Below are 23,550 nucleotides of genomic sequence, written 5' to 3' on the forward strand. Positions count from 1 at the left end.
AACATCTGAAAACGCTCCACTCAAGGAAGACACTATTGAAAAAAGCTCTGGGCAACCTGCTGAGTAACCGTATTAATGGCCCAACCCTTTAACGAAACGCGCAGCAGTGCCTGGTCGGTGTTGGCAATCTTCTTGCGCCTCGGCTTGACCTCATTCGGGGGCCCCATCGCGCATTTGGGTTACTTCCACCATGAGTTCGTCACAAAACGACACTGGCTGAGTGAACGCAGTTATGCCGATCTGGTAGCGCTCTGCCAGTTTCTGCCAGAACCGGCCAGTAGTCAGGTGGGCATCGCATTGGGCATGTCCCGCGCTGGCTATCGCGGAGCGCTGGCGGCGTGGGCCGGCTTCACGTTGCCGTCGGCCGTTCTTCTGATTTTGTTCGCCTTGGGTGTTTCCCGTTATGCCGACGCGCTTGGGCCCGGCGCCCTTCACGGCCTCAAAGTGGTCGCTGTCGCGGTCGTTGCCCAAGCGGTCTGGGGCATGGCGAAAAACCTCTGCCCTGATTTCACGCGCATCGCTCTCATGGTTATTGCTGCGTGTGGCGCCCTGCTTGAACCGTCTGCGTGGGGACAGGTCAGCGTGATCGTCATTGCCGGAATTGCCGGTGTGATGCTGTGCAAACCCGGGCCAAGCGATGCGCACGATTCACTGCGAATTCCGATCAGCCGCAAGTCTGGCGCATTCTGGCTGTCGCTGTTTTTTGCACTGCTGCTGGGCCTGCCACTGTTAGCCGGACTGACCGCTGACAGAAGCGTGGCAATGATCGACGCCTTCTACCGTACCGGCTCTCTGGTATTCGGCGGCGGGCACGTGGTTTTGCCGCTACTGCAAGCCGAGGTGGTGCCGCCCGGCTGGGTCAGTAATGAAACCTTTCTTGCCGGTTATGGGGCTGCTCAGGCGGTTCCAGGCCCATTGTTTACGTTCGCAGCGTTTCTGGGAGCGTCGATGAACCAGGCACCGTCCGGCTGGACAGGCGGCCTGCTTTGCTTGCTGGCGATCTTCGCCCCGTCCTTTTTATTGATCGCAGGGGTTTTGCCTTTTTGGGAGCGCTTGCGACGCAGCGTGCGCACGCGGGCTGCGCTTGCCGGGATCAATGCGGCGGTGGTCGGCTTGCTGTTGACGGCGCTGTACGACCCCGTCTGGACGAACGCCATTTTCACGCTTGAAGACTTCGGACTGGCGCTGGCAGCCCTGATCGCGTTGATGTTTTGGCGGCTTCCCGCGTGGCTGGTCGTGATCGGCAGCGGTGTTGTCGGCGGGTTGATGAGCACCACTTTGTGAGCGCCGTCGAAAGAACGGAAAACTAATCCGTGCCTTTTTCCTTGGAATCCGCCAACCCGCCCTCATAACTACGCAGACACCAATGCCCTCAAGAGGAAGCACTGACATGACCACTCAAACCGAAACTGCCCTTCTCGCCGGCGGCTGCTTCTGGGGCATGCAGGATCTGCTGCGGCGTTATCCGGGCGTGTTGCAAACGCGGGTCGGTTACACCGGCGGCGACGTGCCGAATGCCACTTACCGCAATCACGGCAACCACGCCGAAGCCATCGAGATCGTCTTCGATCCGGCGGTGATCAGCTATCGGCAGATTCTTGAATTCTTCTTCCAGATCCACGACCCGAGCACGCCGAACCGTCAGGGTAACGACCTCGGCCCGAGCTATCGTTCGGCGATCTATTACCTCAACGAAGCACAACGCGACACTGCCGAAGACACCGCGGCCGACGTCGACGCATCTAAACTGTGGCCGGGCCGCGTCGTTACTGAAATCGAACCGGCGGGGCCATTCTGGGAGGCGGAACCTGAGCATCAGGATTACCTCGAACGTATCCCGAATGGCTACACCTGCCACTTCATCCGGCCGAACTGGAAACTGCCAAAGCGCGCCTGAGGGTCAGCGCAACGGGCATCTCCATTAGGCGCCACACTGCGTCGGGGTCGAAATCAGTCATCGGTAAATGACGGCTTCCGACCCTGATGCAGTCTTAAAGTGGCAAAATCGCCGCATATTTATCGTTTCGGAAACCACCATGCTTCGCGCTTTTGAAAAAAGACTCGACCCCTTCCCGCCAGACGAAGTACCGCCACCACCCGCAGGTCTGGCGCGGTTCCTTTGGGCCTGCACACGCGGCGCGCGCGGCTATATCCTGCTGTTTGCGCTGCTCAGTGCCGCGGTGTCGATCTACGAAGCGTGGCTGTTTTCGTTCCTCGGTCAGGTCGTCGATCTGCTCTCGACCTGGAAGGCTGGTGGCGACGCCGGCGCACAGGAGACCCGCGTGTTGTGGGGCATGGGCATCGTCATGGTGGCGAGCATAGGCCTGGTCGCGCTGCGCACGATGGTGCAGCACCAGATTCTGGCGATCAATTTGCCGCTGCGCCTGCGTTGGGATTTCCACCGGCTAATGCTGCGGCAGAGCCTTTCGTTCTTTTCCGATGAGTTCTCCGGCCGGGTCACCACTAAGGTGATGCAGACCGCGCTGGCGGTGCGTGACGTGCTGTTCACCCTGATCGAAATCCTTCCCGGCATCGGCGTGTATTTCATCGCGATCATCGCGCTGGCCGGCGGGTTTGCGCTGAAACTGATGCTGCCGTTCGTTGGCTGGATCGCGTTGTTTGGCCTGGCCATGGTCTATTTCGTCCCGCGTCTGGGCAAAGTCGGTCAGGAACAGGCACATGCACGCTCGTCGATGACCGGCCGTATTTCCGACGCCTACACCAACATCACCACGGTCAAACTGTTCTCCCACTCCAACCGTGAAGCGCACTTCGCGCGCGCGGCGATGGAAGATTTCAAACAGACCGGTTTTCGTCAGATGCGCCTGGTCAGCCAGTTCGAGATCGTCAACCAGGCATTGGTCGTCGGCCTGATCATGAGCGCCGGCGGCTATGCGCTGTGGTTGTGGCATTTGGGCGAAATCGGCACCGGTGCCGTGGCGGCGATCATCGCGATGGCCTTGCGCATCAACGGCATGTCGCACTGGATCATGTGGCAGATGACCGCGTTGTTCGAAAGCATCGGCACCGTGCAGGACGGCATGGCGACCTTCACGCGCAGCCCTAAAGTGCAGGATGCGCCGGACGCGAAGGGTTTGGTCACCTCCGGCGGCGCGGTCACGTTCGACAACGTCAGCTTCAACTACAACGGTGAACGCCAAGTGCTCGATGGCCTGAGCCTGAACATTCGTCCGGGCGAAAAAATCGGTCTGGTCGGTCGCTCCGGCGCCGGTAAATCCACGCTGATCAACTTGCTGCTGCGCTTCTATGATGTCGACAAAGGCCAGATCCGCATCGACGGGCAAGACATCGCGCACGTCACGCAGGACAGCCTGCGCAGCGCCATCGGCATGGTCACGCAGGACACATCCCTGCTGCACCGCTCGATTCGCGACAACATCGCCTATGGCCGCCCCGATGCCACCGATGCGCAAGTTCGCACTGCCGCCGCCAACGCGCAGGCCGATGAGTTCATCAGTCAACTGAGCGATCGCCAGGGTCACAGCGGCTACGACACCCTGGTCGGTGAGCGTGGCATCAAGCTGTCTGGCGGCCAGCGTCAACGCGTAGCGATTGCCCGAGTGATGCTCAAGAACGCGCCGATCCTGCTACTCGACGAAGCCACCAGCGCGCTGGACTCGGAAGTCGAAGTGGCGATTCAGGAAAGCCTCGACAAAATGATGGAAGGCAAAACCGTCATCGCCATCGCCCACCGACTGTCGACCATTGCGGCGATGGATCGACTGATCGTCATGGACGATGGGCGCATCATCGAACAAGGCACCCACACCGAACTGCTGGCCAAAAACGGCATCTATGCGCGGCTTTGGCACCATCAGAGCGGCGGGTTCCTCGGTGAGGATCAAGGGATTGCCGAGGCCATGGATCAGGATTAAGCGTGAATGGCCCGTAGCCGACAAACGCTACGGGCCACTGTAATGAATGAGCAACGCGATAAACGCCACGAACGGCGCGAACAAAATCACCCCGCCCACCGCGAGCGCCCAGCCCCAGGCAAAACCGCTCTCGCCCTTGAAGCGGCCACCGCTGAGCAATCTCAGCACAAACACGCCGATGCGATGGGCTATCAAATCCAGGATGAAGTCCATTTTATCCTCGTGCGGCCACCGCACGCTGTTGTGAAATAGGCATCAGCACCGGATCGCTGTCTTCGGTATGCGAATAAACAAACCAGCGGTCAGGCGGATCGTGAAGAATTCGGTGGACTTCAAACGGTCTTTTTCCACCTTTGGTTCGGTAGCCCAACCGGGTGTGATCTTTGTGGATCTGCACATTCTCAATACCGCGCTGCGCTATGGTTTTGCTAAATTCTTCGTCGATTCGTTTTCTATTACGGCGCTGGTGATTGACGTGCGCGCGGTATATCGCCAGGCACAACACGCTGAACGTCAGACTGAGGCGCCAGAGCCAGAGCGGGCTCCCGATAGGTTTATGCATTGTGCTTAGCAATCCCAAACAATATCCCTGCGCTGAGCGTAGCTGACCCGCCAGTGCTTGAACCGCAGACAATTCCAAACTTTTCGCCACGCCAGGCGTCTTCTCTCTAACACGGCCAACTCGGCCCTCCTCCCCTAACCAGCTGATCACAGCTAAGGACTGGCGATGACTCTGTTCATTTTTCTACTGGCCTGCGCGGCGGCGGCGACTACCGGCGTGATTTTCAAACCGGGCGAATGGTATGCGTCGCTGAACAAACCGCGTTTCACCCCGCCCAACTGGGCATTCCCGCTGGCATGGACGGTGATTTATCTGTTGCTGGCCTGGGCCGGTTATCGCTTGACGCTGATTCCTGGCAGTCAGGTGGTTCTCGCTTTGTGGGCGGCGCAGATCGCGCTGAATACGCTGTGGACGCCGGTGTTCTTTGGCGCGCATCAGGTGTTAGCGGCGATGGTGATTCTGGCGTTGCTGTGGCTCGTGGTGGCGGTAATGGTGGTGATGGCGCTGCGGCTGGATGTGATCACTGGTTTGATTCTGTTTCCGTACCTCGTGTGGTTGTGCGTGGCGGCGGCGCTGAATTTCTCCATTCTGCGTAATAACCGTTGATGGGCAGCTTAAGGTCGACCCGAAAAGCACCGTGGCCGCAGGGCGAGCGGGAGTTGGCGGAGGTGCACGCCTTTAATAAAAAACTCGCCTGGTTGCCGCGTTTTCGCATTCGTAATCGGCTTACGCCGAGGCTGATTCAGGGGCTGCTGCGGGTGAGTCAGGTCGGGGGCGGTGCTGCTAAATTGCGCGAGCATGGGCTTACCGCTGAGCGAAAGCTGATTGAGGGCGGCAGCGTAGCGGTGCCGGTTCGGATCATCCGCCCCAAAGGCCAGCCGAAAGGTGTGGTGCTGGATTTTCATGGCGGCGGTTGGGTCATCGGCAACGCGCAGATGAACGACAACTTCAACATCGCCATGGTCAACACCTGCGACGTCGCGGTGGTGTCGGTCGATTATCGTCTGGCCGTGTCGACGCCGATTGAAGGCCTGCTCGAGGACTGTCTAAATGCCGCACGCTGGTTGCTCAATGAGGACGAGTTTGCCGACCTGCCGGTTATCGTCGTCGGCGAATCGGCGGGCGGTCATCTGGCGGCAGCGACTTTGCTGGCACTGAAACAGTCACCGCCACTGCTGCAACGAATCTGCGGGGCGCTGTTGTACTACGGCGTTTATGACCTGACGGGAACGCCGAGTGTGCGCAATGCGCGGGCAGATACTCTGGTGCTGGACGGGCCGGGGATGGTTGAAGCGCTGCGCATGCTGACGCCGGACATGACCGATGAACAACGCCGTCAGCCGCCACGTTCACCGCTCTACGGCGATTTCAGCGGCATGCCGCCGGCGTTGCTGTTTGCCGGTGAACTGGATCCTCTGCGTGACGACACGCTCCACATCGCCGAGCGCTGGATGAAATACGCACCGGTCGAGGTGTACCTGCTGCCTTCCTCGCCGCACGGTTTCATTCACTTTCCGACAGCGTTTGCGCAGAGTGTGCTGGCGTACAGTCGTGAGTGGATCACGGCGCGGATCGCGGATGGCGCCGCCGATGTAGAGGGCATCGCAAGCTATCCCGCGACACAACGAACAACACCGTAATTGTGGCGAGGGAGCTTGCTCCCGCTGGACTGCGCAGCAGACTCCTGCTCTTCGGAATTGAAAAGCGAGGGCCGCTACGCGCCCCAGCGGGAGCAAGCTCCCTCGCCACAGGTAATGTTTCATCAATAGATTCAGGTGCCGCTTTTAACTTTGCTCCACACCCGCGTACGCACCCGTTCGATCTTCAGCGGCAATGGCTGCGAAGGAAACAGCGTCGCCAGTGTTGCGGCTGGCGGATAGATGTCCGGATTGTTCCGCAGGTTCTCATTGACGAAGGCCAGCGCCGTTTTGTTGCCATTCGGATAGCTCAGGTAGTTCGTGCTTTTCGCAATGACCTCGGGGCGCAGCATGTAATTGATGAATTGCATGCCCTGCTCCGGGTGCGGCGCGTCTTTGAGCAGGACGAGGTTTTCAATCCACACCGACGAGCCTTCGCGCGGAATGCGATAGGCCAGTTGTCGGCCATTCTTCGCCCGCTCGGCACTGGTTTTCGCGTCGTACACGCCGCCCGACCAGGCGACCACCGCGCAGATGTTGCCGTTGGCCAGATCGGTGATGAAGCGTGACGAGTCGAAATAGGTGATGTAAGGGCGGATTTTCAGCAGCAGCGCTTCGGCTTTTTCGTAGTCGGCGGGGTTGGTGCTGTCCGGCGGCAGGCCGAGGTAGTGCAAGGTGATCGGGATGATCTCGCTCGGCGAGTCGAGCATCGCCACGCCGCACTGACTGAGCTTCTTGATGTTTTCTTCCTTGAAGATCAGATCCCAGGAATCCGCTGGCGTCTCGTCACCGAAGATTTTCTTCACCTGATCGACGTCATAACCAATTCCCGTGGTGCCCCACAGATACGGGATCGAGTAGCGGTTGCCGGGATCGTTTTGCGCGACCTTGGCGAGAATGTCCGGATCAAGGTTCACGCGATTGCTCAACTGACTGTTGTCGAGTTCCTTCAAGACGCCGGCCTTGATCAGGTTGGGCAATGCGCTGTTGGTCACCACAGCCACGTCGTAGCCGCTGCGGCCGACCATCAATTTGCTCTGCATGACGTCGGCGCTGTCGAAGGTGTCGAGCAGCATTGGCGTGCCGGTCTCTTTCTCGAAGTCTTTTGGCGCTTCCGGCGCGATGAAGTCGTACCAGTTGTAGAAGTTCACCGTGGGGCCCTGCGCCGAACTGACGGCCGCCACCAAGCCGCAAACGGTGAACACGCCAAGGTGCAGCAAACGCTTGAGTTTCATAGGAGCTCCTGGGGAATCGGCCAGCGCTTGGCCGTTCGCCGCGACATTGTTGTTATGGATAGCGCAAGGTTCAGGGGATCAGCAGCTCGCGGCGACCGTCCGGGTGTTCGGTGATGTCAGCGGAGAGTTTCAAACGTTTCTCGGCGCGATAATCGTAGAGCGCGCGGGCCGGGGCGATGCGCGTCATGTCCAGTTCGATGACATGCCGGCATTCCTCCGCGCCGGCTTCAAACAGACGCTGGCCGAACGGATCGACGACGGTGCTGCCGCCGGCAAACACTTCGCCAACGCCATCACCGACGCGATTGACCATGGCGGCGAACAGCTGATTTTCCTGCGCCCGAGCGGCGACGGCGGTGTGGTGAACGTAGCCGTAGGGCTGCATGTTGCCGTCGGTGATCAGGATCAGTTCGGCGCCGAGCGCGGCCAGTGCGCAGGCGCTTTCCGGGAACTCGATGTCGTAGCAAATCAACAAACCGATGCGCACTCCGCGCCATCGCACGGTGGCGAAGCGGTCGCCGGGCAACACCAGTTCAGGCTCGCCAACCCATAGATGGGTTTTGCGATAACTCAGGGCAATGCCTTCTGGGGTAATGAACAGCGTGGTGTTGTAGAGGCGCTCGCCGTCGCGTTCGATCAGGCCAACGACCACCGCGATATCGCGTTCGCGGGCGGTGGTGCAAATCGTCTGCACGCTTGGCCCGCTGAGGTTTTCAGCGAGTTGGGCAATGTTGTCATGGCCAAGAAAACCGGTGAGGTACGCCTCGGGAAACACCACGATGTCGGTGCCCGGCTGGCAGTCGGCGATCGTTTGCAAAATGCGTTGCAGATTGTGCGCGACATCGCTATCGCGTCCTGCCAGCTGTACGAGTTCTAGTTTCATTGTCAGACCTTTCGGAATATAGCGTCCTGGCCAGGAAGCAAGGCTTTGTCAAAGGTGCGACCAGTATGCGGATCGTGGCGAAACTTCCTATCACGCTGAGGGAGTACCCCCAAAGGGTTAGATGCCGATCCATGTAGGAGCTGCCGAAGGCTGCGATCTTTTGATTCACCCAACACCCGGCTATGATCCGACGTGCCCCTCTGCCAAGAATCAGCCCCTATGCCTGCCACACAAACCCGCCCTACCCCCGCGCCCTTGCTGCAACCCGGTGAAACCGTGGTGCTGTTCGATGGCGTGTGCAAACTGTGCAACGGCTGGGCGCGTTTCTTGATTCGTCATGATCAGCAACGCCGCGTGCGGCTGGCGGCGGTGCAATCGCCCGAGGGTCAGGCGCTGCTGGCGTGGGCGGGTTTGCCGATTGATCAGTTCGACACCATGGCGGTGATTCGTGACCGGCATTACTGGGAGCGTTCGGAGGCCTTTTTCGAAGTCATCAGCCAGTTGCCCGGGCGCTGGCAACCGCTAAGGCTGTTGCGCATCTTCCCGCGTGCGTTACGCGATTGGGCCTACGACCGCATCGCGCGCAATCGCTATCGACTGTTCGGCAAGTACGACACCTGCCTGTTGCCCAGTGCCGATCACGAACGGCGTTTTCTCAAAGCCTTCAACGCAGGCGTAACCCACCGCATCGCGTTATCGAAGGATATTCAAAAGCCTTATTAACCCGCACAAACCTTGGTTTCTGCCGCTGAGCCGCTATACCCAGTGACTCATGTCACGACAAGGATCAATACCATGGAAGATTTCACCGCCAGCAACCCCGATTACGACAAGCACGTGCCCGCCGCTGTGCTCAGCATGCCGGCGGCGAAACTGCTGGGTTTTCACTTCAACTACCTCAAACCCGGTCACTGCGAAATCGAGCAGCCGACGCGCAAAGAACTCACCCAGCACAACGGCTTTTTCCAGGGCGGAATCATCGGTGCGCTGGCGGACTTTGCCGGCGGTTCGGCGGCGGGCACCTTGCTGCCGCCGGGCTGGATCAACATGACCACGGATTTTACGGTCAAGTTGATCGCCCCGGCCGACGGCGAAAAACTGCTCGCCCGAGGGCGGGTGATCAATGCGTCGAACAACACCACCGTGGCGGCGGCTGATCTGTTTGCCGTCAAGGATGGCAAGGAAACGCTTTGCGCCACGGCGCTGGTGACCATGCGCAATCTGCCGTACAAGGGCTGATCACAGCGCCCGTGCCGCCAGATGCGGTCTAGGCTCGGCACCTCTGTGGCAGGTCTACCGCTTTCGCGAGCAAGCTCAGCTCCTACAGTTTTGTGGTGTAGCCGGATTTTGTGAACGACGCAGCCCGGTGTGGGAGCCGGGCTTGCCCGCGATGACGGCGGCAGGCTCGACACCTCCGTGGCAGACACACCGCTTTCGCGAGCAAGCTCTGCTCCTACAGTTTTGTGGTGGAGCCGGACTTTGTGTACGACGCAGCCCCCCGTGGGAGCCGGGCTTGCCCGCGAAGACGGAGGCAGGCTCGACACCTCCGTGGCAGACACACCGCTTTCGCGAGCAAGCTCAGCTCCTACCGTTATGTGGTGGAGCCGGACTTTGTGTACGACGCAGCCCCCTGTGGGAGCCGGGCTTGCCCGCGATGACGGCGGCAGGCTCAACACCTCCGTGGCAGACACACCGCTTTCGCGAGCAAGCTCAGCTCCTACAGTTTTGTGAAGCAGCCCGACTTTGCGTACGACGCAGGATCCTGTGGGAGCCGGGCTTGCCCGCGATGACGGCGGCAGGCTCGACACCTCCGTGGCAGACACACCGCTTTCGCGAGCAAGCTCAGCTCCTACAGTTATGTGGTGTAGCCGGACTTTGTGTACGACGATAAACCCTGTGGGAGCCGGGCTTGCCCGCGAAGACGGAGGCAGGTTCCGCATCTCTGTGGCAGGTCTACCGCTTTCGCGAGCAAGCTCGGCTCCTACAGTTTTGTGGTGTAGCCGGACTTTGTGTACGACGATAAACCCTGTGGGAGCCGGGCTTGCCCGCGAAGACGGAGGCAGGTTCCGCATCTCTGTGGCAGGTCTACCGCTTTCGCGAGCAAGCTCGGCTCCTACAGTTTTGTGGTGTAGGCGGATTTTGTGTACGACGCAGCCCCCTGTGGGAGCCGGGCTTGCCCGCGATGACGGCGGCAGGCTCGACACCTCCGTGGCAGACACACCGCTTTCGCGAGCAAGCTCAGCTCCTACCGTTATGTGGTGGAGCCGGACTTTGTGTACGACGCAGCCCCTGTGGGAGCCGGGCTTGCCCGCGAAGACGGAGGCAGGTACGGCATCTCTGTGGCAGGTACACCGCTTTCGCGAGCAAGCTCGGCTCCTACAGTTTTGTGAAGCAGCCCGACTTTGTGTACGACGCAGGATCCTGTGGGAGCCGGGCTTGCCCGCGAAGGCGGCGGCAGGTTCGACACCTCCGTGGCAGACACACCGCTTTCGCGAGCAAGCTCGGCTCCTACAGTTATGTGATGTAGGCGGATTTTGTGTACGACGCAGCACCCTGTGGGAGCCGGGCTTGCCCGCGAAGGCGAAAGCACATTCAGCATCATTGTTGCAGGACGACCGCTTTCGCGAGCAAGCCCGCCCCCACAGTAGGTGCACCCTAAAAATTAATCTTGAACCCCAGCATCGCGTCATACCCATGACTGTCGCCATCAAACCCTTGGCGATACCCCGCCGAAGCGGTAAACGTCGTGCGCCGATTCGCCTGATAATCCACCCCGACATTCACTTCGCCCCAGGTGCCCTGAATATCCGACTCGAACGGGATGTAACCCGTCTCCGAGGAAAACTCGGTTTTCGGCTGCCCTTTGAATTCGTGCCACACACTCGGACGAATCCACGCATTGGTGCGTCGTGCGCTTTTGTCGACGCCCTCGGTGTCCCAATCCTTGGCGATGCGCACACCCGCGCGGCCAATCAATGAGTCGACGTCGCGGAAGCGGATTTTTGCGCCGGCGTCGTCGCTGCTATCGAGGTCGACGTAGCTGTAGATCGCCTGCAATTGCGGTTCGATGTACCAGTTTTTGTCGAACTCATACGGGTAGCCGTTCTCCAGCGAAGCGGTGTAGCCCCAGCCACGGGTTTTCAGTTTCGGCAGGTTGCTCGGTTTGGCTTCGACGTCGAAGCGATTGACCTGGAATACGCCATCCAGATACCAACCGGACGGGCCGAAGTGCGTCCAGTAGGCGCCCAAACCATAAGCACGCAAGGTGTCTTCCCCGGCGTTGCGACGGGTGTAATGGCTGACGCCCGCGTCGATGGTGCCCGCCGACAATGAGATGCCGGCCTGCTCATGACTGCCGTCAGTTCTGACCTTGCGATAGAGGTCAGTGCCGACCTGAAATGCTGTCAGGTCATAGTTATATTCCGGTGTGTTGCCCAGGGCGTTTTTGCGATCGCCATCCTGCTTGCCGCTGCGATAAATCACCCGGCCCCAGCCCATGGACGGTGTCGTCGTCGATTCATCTTCCTTGGGCAGTGGATCGCCGGCGTTCAGGCGTTCTTCGCCCACGCGCTCGTGCAGGGTGTCGACCATCGTCCGCCCGTAAACCAGCGCCAATGCGGGTACCGCGCCGTACAGGGAGACTTCCGGACGATAGTTAGGCACGGGAGCAGGCGCAGGCGTTGGATCGGGGTCTGGCGTCGGGTCGGGATCGGGATCGGGCGTTGGATCCGGGGCCGGCGGTGTCGGCGGCGGTACTGGCGGCGTCGGAGGCGTCGGAGGCGCAGGCGGCTCTGGCGGCCCATCCGGCACGGGCGCATCGGAACGCAGAAACCAGCTGTTGCGCGCACTGCCATCATCGCCGCCCTGCTGCAGGCGATACTCATACGGCCCGGCGACCACGCGGCTCGCCAGGCGAAACGCATTGGCATCACCGGCCCCGGCGCTGTTGTTGAGCGCCTCGACCACGGCGATACCGTTGCCCTGCGTCACCGCACCCTGCCCGCCGACATTGCGCACCGCAAGCCCCGTGGCGCCGCCACTGCCGGTGGCGGTCGAATCGACCACCAACATGTCAGAACGGCTGTTGGCGCCGCCCGCATTGAGCGTGGTGTTGAGCAGCAAGCGGCCGCCATTGGACACAAACACCCCGCCGCCACTGGTGCCAGCGGTTGATGCGCCGCTGATCAACAACACATTGCCCACCGTGTTGCCGGCGCCCGGAAGATCGAGGGTGCCGCTGTTGGTGAAGCGATTAACGCCAAGCAACTGCCCCTGCACCGCACCGCCCGCAGTCGGCGTGTTGAACGTCTGTCCAAACGGCAGATACGCACCACTGCTATTGAAATTAACGATGCCGTTTGCCGGTTGCTCTGCCAGACGGATCACGCCGCTGTTGTCGATACTGTTGGCGCCCGAAGTACCGAGGTTGCTGGCCGCCACACCCCACGTGACCCGCGTGCCGCTGCCGGTTGAATCGGTAAAATTGCGCAGCGTCCAGGTGCCGCTGTTGGCCACCGTGCTCGCCGCACTCACAGCGTTCACCGAGCCGGTCATCTGCCCAATGTTGTCGAGGGTAAATGTCGTGCCGGGCGTGGTCGCATCGCCACGCACCGCGACATCGCTGAGCGCTCCGATCACGCCTGTATTGTTCAGCGATTGCGTCGCACCACCCAAGGCGATACCGCTGCTGTCGGCCCAGCCCCCCTGAATCGTTGCGCTGTTGCTGACGTTGGCAACGCCGCCCTCGGTCAACGCGGCGATGCCCGATGAATTCGTCCCTCGCGAGGTGATCGCTCCGCTGTTCGTGACCGAAACATTCGCCGCACCCGACGCTTCAGCCAGAATCCCCTGACTGTTGCTGGCGCCCTGCGTTTGAATCGAGCCGGTGTTGATGATGGTTTGCGTACCATCGCCGGACAAGGTGCGAATGCCACGCTGCTGATCACCGCGAGCGATCAGTTGCCCGCTATTGCTGATATTCACCGTGCCCGCGCCCGTGCCGCCGTTGAACGCGCTACCGGCCAGAATCGCCGCGCCAGCCCCGTTGACGTCAATCAGCGTGCCGGTGAACACCGCGCTGACATTTCCGCCCAGCGTCAGCGCCTGCAAACCAAAGGAGCCAATGCCACTGCCGTCGCCCGTCCCCGCGTCGGAGTGCGTGATGATCGTGCCGCTGGCACTGATGTCGACCGTACCCGTTGGCGCTTGCGTGGTAGCGTAAATACCGTTGGCATTGCTGTTGAACGTCTCGATGCGATCGCCGGCATAGTTGACCCGGACGTTGCCTCCCGTGGAATCCACCCGAATGCCGCCCGCGCCGAAACCGCTGGCGGTGATGTTGCCGGAGTAATCGATCAGCACATTATTCTGTTCGGCGCTGACGATGATGCCGTAAGCGCGATTGGTGCTCTGCGCGCCGAGCACGGTGAGATCGCCGTTGCCCGTGACGGTGACATCGCCGGTACCGCGCTTGATGATATAGATCGCCCGCGCACCGACATTACTGGCGATGTTGCCGACGTTGATCGACGCATTGTTCTCGATGCTGATCGAACCCAGCCCACCAGTATTGTCGTTGGCGTAAATCCCGTGGCCACCGCCGCCAGTGGTAGTGATGGCGCCGTTGTTGACGACATTGATACTGCCAACGGTCGAAATCGCACGAATGCCGAAGCCGTTGAGGCCGTCGGTATTGATCGTGCCACTGTTGCTCAGAAGCGTATTGCCAGCGCCGCCTTCAGTGAAGATGCCGAAGGCGTTCATGCCCAGTCCCTGAACACTGGCCGCATTCACCACGGTGGTGTTGCCATTGATCGCGCGGGTATGCACCCCGGCGTGGTTGCCGACGCCAGCGGTCGGCAAGGTGTCGTCGATGATCGGCAGACCGGCCGACAGCGCATCGTCGTTGTTCACCAGAATGTTCACCCCGGCACCGACGTTGACGTTGTTGTCGCCGCTGCCCGTGGCCTTCGTCCAGATTCCGTTACCGCCCAGTAGGGTGATCTGCCCATTGCCCTGGTGGCTGACATTGATCGCCCCGCCGCCGCTGCCGTTGACGTCGATGCCGTCATGCTCGTTGCCGACGACCGTGTTGAGGATGTTCAGGGTGGTGCCGGACGTCACCGTGACCGTCGAAGAACCCGCGCCGGCATTGGTGATCGCCAGCGCATCGAGGCCGCTGCCGCCGATGTTGACGGTATTGGTGTCGCCATCGACGGTCAGCGTCGCGTTGCCGGTCGTGCCGATGACATTGGAAAACACTGCGTTGGCGGCGGTCTGTGGTGTGCTGTTGACGGTCGTGCCGCTGAGGCTGAGCGCCGAGTTGCTGTTGTTGCCGCGAACGAGCACGGAAGAGCCGGCCGTGGTGGTGATGCTCGTGCCCGCTTGCGTGCTGATCGTGGCGTCGATACCGGCAGCCGGCGTGCAGGTTTGCGAGACGTTATAGGCGCCAGCAGCCAGCGGCCCACAGGCGGCGTAAGCATCGGTCAAGGTCAGGGCATTGGCCATGGCAATTAGCAAGGCACTGCGAAGAAAGTGCGGGGCATGCCCGCTGAATGGATGCACACAAGCGCTTTGCATGAAAACCTCCTTGTCCAGCGTTTTCCCCCGTGGCAGGCGACTGACGGCACCACCGGAGTCTTGCGTGGTAAATACAGCTTTAAACCTTAGTAGCTATTTCGAAAGATGGCGGAAAACCCGTGGCCTGCGCAGTGTTTCTGCACGGCTTTATCCATTCAGCTGAGTTTTTGATCCACAGCAATATTTGCCCGCCAGCGCCGCCGTAATCTGTCTTTGCTGGAAGACAGCCGTGCTGTGCGCACGTCACAGGCCTTGGGCCAAGGTGGCGACAAATGAATAAAAAACGCATCGTCTGGGGGAGCATTCTCCTGGGGTTTCCGTGTGTCTTGCTTCCCGTATTGTTGATGGGCTATCTGGCTTGGGTGCTCAATCTGCACGCCGCGCAACAACGTCTGGAAACCCTCGCGGCCGTCGCCTCCAGTCGGGCCAGCGGCACGTTCAACGAAGCCGCCAGCGCCCTCAAAACTATCGCCGGCTCAAGCCTGGCGCCCTGCACACCCGAGAGCATCGATGAGATGCGCCTGCTGACCATCAACACCTTTTCAGTGAAGTCGGTCGGTTATGTCGAGCAAGAGATTTACGCCTGCGGTTCCTGGGGCCCGGTCGGACACCACGCAACGCCATGGCCGGAGGACTTCACCACCACCGACGGCGTGCGCGTGTCGCTCGGTGTGCAGTCACGCATCGTCCCGGCCAAGCCGATGATGGCGCTGCAATACGCGGCGTTCAATGTGCTGGTCGACCCCGCACAATTTCTTCATGTGATGCTCGAAGAGGATATGCACCTGACGGTCGGCACCGCTGCCGGCCAGTTGGTCAGCGCCTCGCGACCGGGAGCGGAGCATTTTCTCAGCCGCGTGCACTCGGGTTCGCATTCGGCTCTGGACGGAGGTTACCTCTACACCCTCGTGCATAGCGGTGACTGGGTGGCGATTGCCGCGATCTCCCGGCATGAGTTGATGCAGGGGCTGGTTCGCCGGGAAATGCTGCTGTTGCCCATCGGCGGTTTGCTCGCCGGCCTGCTGGTGTTGCTGATTGTGCGCCGCACACGCCAACGCCTGTCGCCGCTGGCCGAGCTGAAACTGGCGGTGCGTAATCGCGAATTCGTCGTTCACTATCAACCGATTGTCAGCCTCAGCGATGGCGCCTGTGTCGGTGCCGAAGCCCTGGTGCGCTGGCAGCATCCCGACGGTTCGATGGTCTCCCCCGACGCGTTCATTCCGCTGGCCGAACGCAGTGGCCTGATTCTGCCAATCACCGATCAAGTCATCGATTCGGTGATGCGCGACCTCGGCCCCTTGCTGGTCAAGGAGCGCGGCCTGCACGTGGCGATCAACCTCGCAGCCAGGGACGTCAGCAGCGGGCGCTTCCTGCCCGGCCTGGAGGCTGCATTGCACAAGGCCGGTGTGCAGCAGAATCAGATCTGGCTGGAGGCCACCGAACGCGGTTTCCTCGACATCGACGCCGCCCGCGCCACGGTCAATCACGCCCGCGAGCTGGGTTATCTGGCCGCGATCGACGACTTCGGCACCGGATTCTCCAGCCTGCAACACCTGCAACGGCTGCCGCTGGACGTGCTGAAAATCGACAAATCGTTTGTCGACAACATTGAACAGGATGCAGCGACCGGATCGGTCACCGGCCACATCATTGAGATGGCCAAGAGTCTGCAATTGAAGATCGTCGCCGAAGGCATCGAAACCGAGGCACAACGGGATTACTTGCGCGCCAATGGTGTGCACTTCGGTCAGGGCTGGCTGTTTGGCAAAGCGATGCCGGTCGAGGATTTTTTGCGCTTTCAACACGCGCGGGCAAACGTGGTCAGCGACCACGCTGCGCTGGAGTCGACCGTGTGAACAGGCATTCCACAAAATAAATGAACCCAACGCACCTCTTGCCACCTAACGCATAGACCATCAGGAGGTAGCCAATGCATATCGAAACCGTGTGGATCGTACTGGCGGCAGTTCTTCTGCTTATCGAGCTTTGGGCCATCAATCGGGTGCGCAAAAGCGAGGGGAAATCGAGTACCAAGGGCGTGTGGATCGTGCTGATCGTGTTTGTGCCGTTGTTCGGTTTGATTGCCTGGGCGTTGGCGGGGCCCAAGCACATTACCCATGGCGCGACCTCTAATTCCAGCCGCTAAACCGATAGAGGGTGAGGGAGATTGCTCCCTCACCCATCGGGTTCATTTACTGTCTTCAGGCTTGTCCTGCTGTATTTGCAATGACGCTTTGCTCTTGTCGCCTTCCTTGTTGGGAGCATCGTTGGAACCCTCGTAACAACCTTGCAGCAGCATCACGCTGCAGATCCCCAGACACGCGCAGATTTTCTTCATGATCGTCTCCTGAACAATGGATTTGCCATCGCCGCGAATTGGCGAGCGATGCGTTGCCTCTGTGGGTGGACGCTACAATCACCCATCAGTTCGAACTTTTTTCGCTGCGTACAGGGACGTTGAAATGGGTAATGGAGCAGGCAAACGCATTGTGGTGATTGGCGCGGGCCGCGTATCGGCGGCACTTGAGGCGTGCCGCCCCGATCGGTTCTGCCGCTCAAGCTAACAGTTGAGTGATCCAGCGAACTTGTCGGGCGGTGTCCTGCACTTTCGCCTCGGGCACTGCATCGCGGGCGTGGGCGAACTGAGCCAGTGTCTTCTGTTTGTACTCCAACTTGCGCTGCCATTTGCTCAGAAATGCCGCGCTGCGGGCGCGCATTTGCAGTGGGCCGAAATACAGTTCTTCGTCGGTGTAAGCCACTGGCCCAGCGCGTTCGGCGACGATGATTTCGTAGTAGAAACGGTTTTCGTGCAGCAGCTCTTCACAGCGGATGGTGTAGCCGTTGTCCATCAACCACTGACGCAGCGGCTGCTCGCCGCCGTTGGGTTGCAGGATCAGGCGCTCATCGCCGCTCAGATGCGCTTTACCGCTGTCGAGGATGTCGCGAATCGTCTCGCCGCCCATGCCGCAAATCGTCAGCGCAGTGATCGCGTCGCCCGGTTTGATCGCCGCCAGACCGTTGGCATGGCGCACGGTGATGTGTTGCTCAAGATCGTTTTCGCGCACGGTGCGTTCAGCGGCGCGAAAAGGCCTCAACGCGACCTCGCCCGCTACCGCCGAGGTGATCGCGCCACGGCGCATCAACGCCACCGGCAAATAGCCGTGATCAGAGCCGATATCGGCCAGGCGTGCGCCCGCCGGTATGTGCGCAGCCACACGTTCCAGGCGTTGGGACAAGGTGTTGTGGTTCAACAAAAGACTCCTTCGAGCGACGGCTTTTGGCGGTGTGCGACCCTTCGCGAAGGTGTGGCGGCCAGTCAAACGGCGGAGTTTGCCCAACGGTTGCGGACATCTCAAGCAAATCGTCTGGCGGTTGCGCCGCAGGTGCCGGTGGTTCGGCTGTGTCGGAAGCGGCGGATTTCGCGGTGGCCCGACTGTCCCCTTCGCGAGCAGGCTCACTCCTACAGGGGAACGCATTTCAAACTGTAGGAGTGAGCCTGCTCGCGATAGCTTTTTCAGCCGCGCCGCATCAACCCGCCGGCACCTCAAGCCCGACCTTCACCCGATCCAGCGCCACAATGGTTTTGAACCACGTTACGTTGGTGTTCTCGGCAAACAATCGCCGCGCCAGCGCCTGATATTCCTGCATGCTGGCGACCGTCAGTACCAGCACGAAATCCACCTCGCCGGTGACGTAATAGCACCGCTGAACCTCGGGCACCCGGAAGTGCGCCTTCATTGCCTCCAGCGCCTCAATGCTGGTGCGCTCTGCCATCACCTCGACAATGATGGTGATCGGTCGACCCACCGCATTCGGATCGACAACCGCGACATTGCCGGTGATCACGCCCGCCTCTTCCATCCGCTTGATGCGGCGCTGAACCGCCGCCGTGGACAAATTGACCTGCTCGGCCATCAGGCGCAGCGGCATGGCGTTGTCGCGCTGGACGAGTTCGAGGATGGCGCGGTCGAATTTATCCAGTGATTCGGGTACGGCGGGCATTTTGGCCATGAGTCATCCGTGAGAAATTTTCTCGAAAACTAGCAGAAAACTGCGCACCTTTATCCAGTCGCGCGAAATATTATCTTGCTCGCAGTCGGCATTCGCCGGCTGATCAAGAACTTGCACAGGGTAATGTTGGCCATGGACGCACTGTTTCATCTCTCCCCTGTTTTGCTGGTGACCGCCATGTTGGTCGTGCTGCGCCGGCCTCCGGTTCAGGCCGCTGTCGCTGGCACGCTGCTGGTGATGGTGCTCTGGATTGCAGGCGCAGCTGATGCCTGGCAATCGAGCAGCCTGCTGGCCGCCGCTCAAGACACCGCCGTGTTGTTCGCCAGCACTGCATTCGTGATTGTGCCGGGGCTGGCGTTTGTGATGGTGATCGAACGGCTGGGCGTCAATTTTGCCGTCAGCCAATGGGTGCGTTCGCTGGGACTGGGGCGCGGCGATCAAGTGGTGTTTATCGTGCTCGGGCTGGCGCCATTGCTGGAGGCGATGACCGGTTTTGGTGTGTCGCTGATTGCGACGGTGCCGCTGCTGTTAAGTCTATTCGAACGCCGGGTTGCCTTGCGCATTGCGCTTACCGGGATGGCGATCATGCCGTGGGGCACATTGGGCCTGGCCTCGGTGATTGGCGCTTCGCTGGCGCATCTGGATGCCGCCATGCTAGCGCAAACGTCGGCGCTGACCAGTGCGCTGGTTTTCCTCGGATTGGCGGCGTTGGCGTTGTATCTGGCGGGTGCGCGGCAATGGCAGGAATGGCGGGCGCTGGGCGCGTTTTGGTTGATCTTCATCAGCGTGTTGTATGGCACCAGTCGCTGGCTGGGGCCGGAAGTCGCCGGTGTTGCCGCAGGTCTGGTGACGGCGACCGCTGCACTGTCCGCCGGCCTATGGCGACGGTCTCGCAACACGAGCGAACGCGATGAGCTGCATTGGCCACGTCAGGCCTGGCCGTATCTGTTGTTGATCGTCAGCATCGTCGCGTTGAAAGTGTTGTGGGCAATCACTGATTGGCAAAATCACTGGGTGGTGCAAGGTGCTCAGATCAGCTGGAAACCACTGGCGTCACCCGGTGTGGCGCTGATTCTGGTGTTGATCGGGTTAGGCTTTCACACGCGAAAGACCGTTACCGACAGCGGCATGCTGAGCGGATTGGCTGCGCGCGCCAAACGGCCGTTGCTGACGATTTTCTTCTTTCTGGCGATGTCGCAGATGATGGTCAAAGCGGGTTTTCTCGCGGGCCTGATGCAATTGCTCTCAGGTCTATCGCCCAGCGCCGCGACCTCGCTGGTTGCACTGCTGGGTGCGCTGTCAGGCTACATGACCGGGTCGAACGTCGGCGGCAACGCGATCTTCATGCCCGCCATCGCGATGCTGCCCGAGTCTTCGCGCTTGTTGTTGGCAGCGGTACAAAACAGCGCGGCCGGGCATGCGGCATTGGGCTCGCTGTCGATCGTCATGTTGATTTTGGGGTTAGCCAAAACACAGGCCAAAGAAGAGAGTGAACTGGTCAGGTTTGGCTTTGCGCTGGTGTGTCTGAATACCGCGCTGGTCGCTTTGGCTGCCGGGGTGTTGAGTGTGTGGATTGGATAGCGATTCGAGATAGACTCGCGCCGAAATATTCAACGAAACGGAATTCAACTCATGTTCAAACGCAACACGCTCGTCCCGGAATTGATGGTCACCGACCTTCCGGACAGCCTGAATTTCTGGGTGTCTTGCCTGGGGTTCACCATCGCCTACCAGCGCCCGGAAGACGGCTTTGCGTATCTGGATCTCAATGGCGCCCAAGTCATGCTGGAGCAAGTCGATCCGCAGGCGGGTCAATGGCTGACCGCGCCGTTGAGCAAGCCGTTTGGCAGAGGTATCAACTTGCAGATTGATGTTGTGGCGGTCGCCCCCGTCATCGAGAAACTGGGTCATGCCGGGTTTGCGCTGTACCGGGAATGCCAGGACACCTGGTACCGGGCGGCGGATGTGGAGGTGGGTCAGCGCGAGTTTATTGTTCAGGATCCGGATGGGTATCTGGTGAGGCTGGTGGAGCGGTTGGGTGAGCGGGCAGTTTGAACGCAGGTACCTCAATCAACGCTGATCCCTTGTAGGAGCCGAGCTTGCTCGCGAAGGCGGCGTAACTGTCGATAGAAATGTTGAATGTGCCGGCCTCTTCGCGAGCAAGCTCGGCTCCCACAGGATAGGTGATCAACAATGCTGTCCCGTTCACTTCCGCGATCCGAGTTCAGGTGCTGATGATGCCTAGAGTACAGACTGTAACCATTGATTTGAGTGAAGTGACGAGTTCGGCCGAACTTCACGCGTTGCTGCGCGAAAGCCTGGGTTTCCCTGATTGGTACGGCTGTAACTGGGATGCTTTCTGGGACGCGATCACCGGGCTGGTTGAAATGCCTGTCAATTTGCGGATCTCAGGCTGGCAGAGGTTTTCCAGCCGTTTGCCCAGGGATGCGCAGCTGATGCAAATATGCCTTGAGCAGATGACGGCCGAGTTCCCGGAGCAGGCCGCCACTGTCGTGTTTGACTAAAGTACGGCCTGCCCCCCATCTCCCCTCGCTAATCAAAAGCCCCGTTGAGGACTTCGTAGATGAGACCCGTCGCCAACGCGACGAGAATCAGATCCGTGCCCGCTTGCTGCCATTCATAGCCGTCGCAATGCGGCAGATGGCCGACGAGGCGTCCATCCAGTTTCTTCGCGATCCCCGGTGGCAGGGGCTTGCCGCGTGCGAGGTTTTTCTGGATCCCGGGCGGCAACGACGGCCCCGGGCTCCAGTAATCGCGATAGCCACCGACAATGCCGAGCACGTTGCCGCGGTCGATGCTTGGGCCATTGCCCCAGTCGCCACCGGACTTCTTGCCCTTGTTGCCGTGACCGTCCTGTCCACCCTGGTTCTGCACGTTTTGCGAGTTGCCTTTACCGTTGCCCTGGCCCTTTCCGTTCCCGGGATCGGCCAGCGCGGCGGTAGAACCGACAATCAGCGCGACGCATGAAAACGCTGCAATCGTTGAGCGTAATCTGAACATGAGAGGTACCTTCATGGTTGCGTGCTCCTGTGAATTCCGGACGCTGCACGTTCAGCTTAGATGATTGAACGGGCACAAGTTCAGGAGGCGACTGCACAGCGGTTTGACGTCTAGAACCAGCGTCTGGCTGTCGGTTAAAAACCCTCCTGCCGCCATGGATCCGTCTACGCTAACTCCATTCCCCCAACAGCGCCCCCGCATCCGGAGCCACCGCCATGATCCGTCCCTTGCTGACCGCCCTCACCCTGCTCGCGCTGAGCCTCCCAGCCCACGCCGACATCACGCCATTCCCCGCAGGCTTCAAGACGCAGGACATCAAGGTCGAAGGCGCGACGATGCACGTTCGGGTCGGCGGCAAAGGCCCGGCGGTGGTGCTGTTGCATGGTTTTGGCGATACCGGCGACATGTGGGCGCCGCTGGCAACGGATCTGGCGCGCGATCACACGGTGGTGGTGCCGGATCTGCGGGGCATGGGTTTGTCGTCGATCCCCGAGGGCGGTTATGACAAGAAGACACAGGCCGGCGACATTCGCGGCGTGTTGAGCGCGCTGAAGATCGAACACTCAGTGGTCATCGGCCATGACATCGGCACGATGGTCGCGTTTGCCTACGCCGCACGCTATCCGCAGCTCACCGATCGTTTGGTGGTGATGGATGCGCCCGTGCCGGGCATTACGCCATGGAACGACATCGTGCGTTCGCCGATGCTTTGGCACTTCGATTTTGGTGGCAAGGACATGGAGCGCTTGGTGGCTGGCCGCGAGCGCATCTACCTTGACCGCTTCTGGAATGAGTTCGCCGGCAACCCGGCCAAGGTCGATGAACAAACCCGTCAGCACTACGCCAAACTCTACGCGCGCCCCGGCGCCATGCACGCCGCTTTCGCGCAATTTCGCAGCATTCGTCAGGATGCCCTCGACAACGAGCCGGTGCTGCACAAGCACTTGAGCATGCCGGTGCTGGCGGTGGGCGGCGAGAAATCCTTCGGCAACAACGAGGCGATCGTCATGCGCAATGCCGCTGACAACGTCACGGAAGTGGTGATTCCAGCGGCAGGTCATTGGCTGATGGAAGAGGCACCGGTGCCGACGATTAAAGCCGTTCGGGACTTTATATCGCTGTGACCCCAGTTGTTGATTGCCTGGACTCGATCCATAGGTCAGGATTCACCCCTTTTCCAGCGGAGAGCAAACGTGGAGCGTCTATTCGTTTATGGAACCCTGGGCCCGGGGCGACCGAATGAGCATGTCATGCTGAAGATCGGCGGTGTCTGGGAAACTGCCACGCTCAAAGGCCGTTTGGCCGAAGCCGGTTGGGGTGCGGAATTGGGTTATCCCGGCCTGATCATTGCCGACGATGGCGACGACATTGCCGGCTATGTGTTCTCTTCCGAGCATTTTGCCGAGCACTGGGCTGCGCTTGACGAATTCGAAGGTTCTGAATACCAACGCCTGCTGACGCAGGTGACTCTGGCAGACGGCTCAACCATCGACGCTTACGTGTACGCTCTTCGCTAGTTGCTATTGCGCCTTTAAAACCGAGTAAAACCGATGAACCGTCAAAAGAAACTCAAACAGTTGTTCAAGGAAAAGGCCAAAAAGGCCAGCGCCAAACTGGCGCCGAAAAAGCCGAAATACATCAGCAAGGCTGATCGCCTGAAGCTGGACGCCGAGGCCGCTGCAACCCCAAGCGAAACCGCCGAAAGCTGATCCCCGCGTTTCAGGCC

General features: G+C 60.3%; 24 protein-coding genes. 15 read left to right on the forward strand and 9 right to left on the reverse strand.

The features are described 5' to 3' along the window. Nucleotides 1-75: 75 nt before the first annotated feature. The 3 genes from chrA (at nucleotide 76) to ACP3TY_RS13205 (ending at nucleotide 3,896) form a co-directional block, all read left to right on the forward strand. Nucleotides 76-1,284, forward strand: coding sequence for a chromate efflux transporter (gene chrA, locus ACP3TY_RS13195; RefSeq protein ID WP_426620247.1), 1,209 nt, complete (start codon nucleotides 76-78; stop codon nucleotides 1,282-1,284). Nucleotides 1,285-1,390: 106 nt separating this feature from the next. Then, entirely contained in the window at nucleotides 1,391-1,897 is a 507-nt protein-coding gene (gene msrA / locus ACP3TY_RS13200) for a peptide-methionine (S)-S-oxide reductase MsrA (RefSeq protein ID WP_426620249.1), read from the forward strand. A gap of 139 nt (nucleotides 1,898-2,036) precedes the next feature. Next, nucleotides 2,037-3,896, forward strand: a complete 1,860-nt coding sequence (locus tag ACP3TY_RS13205) for an ABC transporter ATP-binding protein (protein ID WP_212546005.1) — start codon at nucleotides 2,037-2,039, stop codon at nucleotides 3,894-3,896. Between the two features lie 27 nt (nucleotides 3,897-3,923). Here ACP3TY_RS13205 and ACP3TY_RS13210 read toward each other — a convergent pair whose 3' ends face one another. Both ACP3TY_RS13210 and ACP3TY_RS13215 read right to left on the reverse strand, forming a co-directional pair. Then, nucleotides 3,924-4,109, reverse strand: a complete 186-nt coding sequence (locus ACP3TY_RS13210; protein ID WP_426620250.1) for a hypothetical protein — start codon at nucleotides 4,107-4,109, stop codon at nucleotides 3,924-3,926. Nucleotide 4,110: 1 nt separating this feature from the next. Further along, on the reverse strand, nucleotides 4,111-4,458 hold the full coding sequence (locus ACP3TY_RS13215; RefSeq protein ID WP_426620251.1) for a hypothetical protein: 348 nt from the start codon (nucleotides 4,456-4,458) through the stop codon (nucleotides 4,111-4,113). Between the two features lie 165 nt (nucleotides 4,459-4,623). On the opposite strand from ACP3TY_RS13215, the gene tspO reads away from it, so the two are divergent. After that, nucleotides 4,624-5,064 carry a tryptophan-rich sensory protein TspO gene (gene tspO, locus ACP3TY_RS13220; protein ID WP_426620253.1) on the forward strand — a complete coding sequence of 147 codons (441 nt, stop codon included), beginning with the start codon at nucleotides 4,624-4,626 and terminating at the stop codon, nucleotides 5,062-5,064. Continuing rightward, a complete protein-coding gene (locus ACP3TY_RS13225; RefSeq protein WP_426620254.1) occupies nucleotides 5,064-6,098 on the forward strand; it encodes an alpha/beta hydrolase in 1,035 nt (344 codons plus the stop codon). The genes tspO and ACP3TY_RS13225 overlap by 1 nt, the downstream gene beginning before the upstream one ends. A 131-nt stretch (nucleotides 6,099-6,229) precedes the next feature. On the opposite strand, the gene ACP3TY_RS13230 is transcribed toward ACP3TY_RS13225, so the two are convergent. Together ACP3TY_RS13230 and ACP3TY_RS13235 are read right to left on the reverse strand one after the other, a co-directional pair. Further along, entirely contained in the window at nucleotides 6,230-7,330 is a 1,101-nt protein-coding gene (locus ACP3TY_RS13230; RefSeq protein WP_426620255.1) for a polyamine ABC transporter substrate-binding protein, read from the reverse strand. Between the two features lie 70 nt (nucleotides 7,331-7,400). Continuing rightward, nucleotides 7,401-8,213, reverse strand: a complete 813-nt coding sequence (locus ACP3TY_RS13235) for a carbon-nitrogen hydrolase family protein (protein WP_426620257.1) — start codon at nucleotides 8,211-8,213, stop codon at nucleotides 7,401-7,403. Nucleotides 8,214-8,432: 219 nt separating this feature from the next. On the opposite strand from ACP3TY_RS13235, the gene ACP3TY_RS13240 reads away from it, so the two are divergent. Together ACP3TY_RS13240 and ACP3TY_RS13245 are read left to right on the forward strand one after the other, a co-directional pair. Beyond that, nucleotides 8,433-8,936: a thiol-disulfide oxidoreductase DCC family protein gene (locus tag ACP3TY_RS13240; protein WP_426620258.1), complete on the forward strand. Its 504-nt coding sequence runs from the start codon at nucleotides 8,433-8,435 to the stop codon at nucleotides 8,934-8,936. A gap of 72 nt (nucleotides 8,937-9,008) precedes the next feature. Then, on the forward strand, nucleotides 9,009-9,452 hold the full coding sequence (locus ACP3TY_RS13245; RefSeq protein WP_053119755.1) for a PaaI family thioesterase: 444 nt from the start codon (nucleotides 9,009-9,011) through the stop codon (nucleotides 9,450-9,452). A gap of 1,416 nt (nucleotides 9,453-10,868) precedes the next feature. Here the strand turns inward: ACP3TY_RS13245 and ACP3TY_RS13250 are convergent. After that, nucleotides 10,869-14,792, reverse strand: a complete 3,924-nt coding sequence (locus tag ACP3TY_RS13250; RefSeq protein ID WP_426620259.1) for an autotransporter outer membrane beta-barrel domain-containing protein — start codon at nucleotides 14,790-14,792, stop codon at nucleotides 10,869-10,871. Between the two features lie 272 nt (nucleotides 14,793-15,064). Here ACP3TY_RS13250 and ACP3TY_RS13255 point away from each other — a divergent pair, with 272 nt between their 5' ends. Continuing rightward, nucleotides 15,065-16,648, forward strand: coding sequence for an EAL domain-containing protein (locus ACP3TY_RS13255; RefSeq protein ID WP_426620260.1), 1,584 nt, complete (start codon nucleotides 15,065-15,067; stop codon nucleotides 16,646-16,648). A gap of 74 nt (nucleotides 16,649-16,722) precedes the next feature. Next, nucleotides 16,723-16,938: a PLD nuclease N-terminal domain-containing protein gene (locus ACP3TY_RS13260; protein WP_053119696.1), complete on the forward strand. Its 216-nt coding sequence runs from the start codon at nucleotides 16,723-16,725 to the stop codon at nucleotides 16,936-16,938. Between the two features lie 42 nt (nucleotides 16,939-16,980). On the opposite strand, the gene ACP3TY_RS13265 is transcribed toward ACP3TY_RS13260, so the two are convergent. The 3 genes from ACP3TY_RS13265 to ACP3TY_RS13275 form a co-directional block, all read right to left on the reverse strand. Beyond that, nucleotides 16,981-17,130 (reverse strand): hypothetical protein, encoded by a 150-nt coding sequence (locus ACP3TY_RS13265; protein ID WP_172680105.1) that lies wholly within the window; start codon nucleotides 17,128-17,130, stop codon nucleotides 16,981-16,983. 217 nt (nucleotides 17,131-17,347) lie between these two features. Continuing rightward, nucleotides 17,348-18,043 carry a tRNA (adenine(22)-N(1))-methyltransferase gene (locus ACP3TY_RS13270; RefSeq protein ID WP_426620261.1) on the reverse strand — a complete coding sequence of 232 codons (696 nt, stop codon included), beginning with the start codon at nucleotides 18,041-18,043 and terminating at the stop codon, nucleotides 17,348-17,350. Between the two features lie 277 nt (nucleotides 18,044-18,320). Then, nucleotides 18,321-18,803 (reverse strand): Lrp/AsnC family transcriptional regulator, encoded by a 483-nt coding sequence (locus ACP3TY_RS13275; RefSeq protein ID WP_426620263.1) that lies wholly within the window; start codon nucleotides 18,801-18,803, stop codon nucleotides 18,321-18,323. 132 nt (nucleotides 18,804-18,935) lie between these two features. Here ACP3TY_RS13275 and ACP3TY_RS13280 point away from each other — a divergent pair, with 132 nt between their 5' ends. From ACP3TY_RS13280 to ACP3TY_RS13290, 3 genes are all read left to right on the forward strand, one after another. Beyond that, entirely contained in the window at nucleotides 18,936-20,384 is a 1,449-nt protein-coding gene (locus ACP3TY_RS13280) for an L-lactate permease (RefSeq protein ID WP_426620264.1), read from the forward strand. 51 nt (nucleotides 20,385-20,435) lie between these two features. Further along, entirely contained in the window at nucleotides 20,436-20,858 is a 423-nt protein-coding gene (locus ACP3TY_RS13285; RefSeq protein ID WP_426620266.1) for a bleomycin resistance protein, read from the forward strand. A 182-nt stretch (nucleotides 20,859-21,040) separates the two neighbouring features. Next, on the forward strand, nucleotides 21,041-21,328 hold the full coding sequence (locus tag ACP3TY_RS13290) for a barstar family protein (RefSeq protein WP_426620477.1): 288 nt from the start codon (nucleotides 21,041-21,043) through the stop codon (nucleotides 21,326-21,328). A gap of 28 nt (nucleotides 21,329-21,356) precedes the next feature. Here ACP3TY_RS13290 and ACP3TY_RS13295 read toward each other — a convergent pair whose 3' ends face one another. Beyond that, nucleotides 21,357-21,824 (reverse strand): anti-virulence regulator CigR family protein, encoded by a 468-nt coding sequence (locus tag ACP3TY_RS13295; RefSeq protein WP_426620478.1) that lies wholly within the window; start codon nucleotides 21,822-21,824, stop codon nucleotides 21,357-21,359. 215 nt (nucleotides 21,825-22,039) lie between these two features. Here ACP3TY_RS13295 and ACP3TY_RS13300 point away from each other — a divergent pair, with 215 nt between their 5' ends. The 3 genes from ACP3TY_RS13300 (at nucleotide 22,040) to ACP3TY_RS13310 (ending at nucleotide 23,533) form a co-directional block, all read left to right on the forward strand. Beyond that, a complete protein-coding gene (locus tag ACP3TY_RS13300; protein WP_426620267.1) occupies nucleotides 22,040-22,948 on the forward strand; it encodes an alpha/beta fold hydrolase in 909 nt (302 codons plus the stop codon). 69 nt (nucleotides 22,949-23,017) lie between these two features. After that, the gene (locus tag ACP3TY_RS13305; protein ID WP_053119687.1) at nucleotides 23,018-23,341 is read left to right on the forward strand and encodes a gamma-glutamylcyclotransferase family protein; all 324 of its coding nucleotides are present in this window, start codon (nucleotides 23,018-23,020) and stop codon (nucleotides 23,339-23,341) included. A 33-nt stretch (nucleotides 23,342-23,374) separates the two neighbouring features. Then, entirely contained in the window at nucleotides 23,375-23,533 is a 159-nt protein-coding gene (locus ACP3TY_RS13310; protein ID WP_159811403.1) for a DUF2986 domain-containing protein, read from the forward strand. The last annotated feature ends 17 nt before the right edge of the window (nucleotides 23,534-23,550 follow it).

Source organism: Pseudomonas rustica, assembly GCF_049959085.1.
Taxonomy (GTDB): domain Bacteria; phylum Pseudomonadota; class Gammaproteobacteria; order Pseudomonadales; family Pseudomonadaceae; genus Aquipseudomonas; species Aquipseudomonas rustica.